The sequence below is a fragment of the Pseudomonas sp. Pseusp97 genome, from assembly GCF_047304025.1.
GTDB lineage: Bacteria > Pseudomonadota > Gammaproteobacteria > Pseudomonadales > Pseudomonadaceae > Pseudomonas.
In genome coordinates this window covers 1-940 of record NZ_JBGLYK010000455.1, presented here as the reverse complement: position 1 = coordinate 940, position 940 = coordinate 1, and the positions used below count along the sequence as shown (strand labels likewise).

1 protein-coding gene is annotated in these 940 nt (G+C 71.5%); it reads left to right on the top strand.

From position 1 onward, the window contains the following. A partial coding sequence (locus ACCC94_RS29845; protein ID WP_413353190.1) for a DUF4118 domain-containing protein occupies nucleotides 1–940 on the top strand: 940 nt, incomplete at both ends.

The following is a 940-nucleotide window of genomic DNA, read 5'->3' as shown; positions in this document are numbered from 1 at the left end:
TCGCCGCCCAGGCGCTCGGCCTGTTGCTGGGCGTTCTGCAATTGCATGCGCGACTCTTCGCTGCGCGGCGGCGAAGTGGCGCGCACCCTGGTCGAACACGCCAAGGAGCGCCGCGCCACCTTGCTGCTGGTTGGCCGTTCGCGGCAGCGCTGGTATCGCCGGCTGTTCGGCGGGGGCCTGGCGGCGAGGCTACTGCGCCTGGGCGATGGGCTGGAAATCAGCGTACTCGACAGCGAGGCCGACCTTGCACCGCCCAAAGCCCGCCTGCAAACGCCCTGGCCCTGGGGCAACTACCTGCTCGCCGCGCTGGCGGCCGGCTGCGCCAGTGCCCTGGCCTGGGCGGTGGCCAGCGTGCTGGAGCTGCCGAACATCTCCCTGGTGTTCCTTGCCGCCGTGCTGCTGGTGGCGGTGCGCAGCAGCCTCGGCCCGGCGCTGGGCTGCGCGGTGCTGTCGTTCCTGGCCTACGACTTCCTGTTCATCCCGCCGCATTTCTCCTTCTCCATCCAGCGCGAAGAAGACGTGCTGACGCTGTTGTTCTTCCTGCTCATGGCCGGCCTTACCGGCAACCTCGCCGCGCGCCCGCGCCGGCAGTTGCAGGCGCTGCGCGAGACGCAGGAAGAGACCAGCCAGATGCTCGAACTGTCGCGCAAACTGACCGCCGCCACCGACCGCCAGGCGGTGATGGCCGCCGCCGTGCAGCAACTGGGCGGCTGGGAAGGGCTGGATATCTGCCTGCTCGGCCGGGTCAACGGCGAGTGGAAACTGGAGGGCGGCCTGAACCGGGCACTGGAAGACCAGGAGCGCGCCGCCGCCGACTGGGCCTGGCACCACGTCCAGCCCGCGGGCCTGGGCACCGGCACGCTGCCGGGGGGGCGCTGGTGGTGGTGGGCCCCGCCGCTTGGGGGGCCCCGCTCCTGTTCTGCCATGGCCCCGCCGCTTG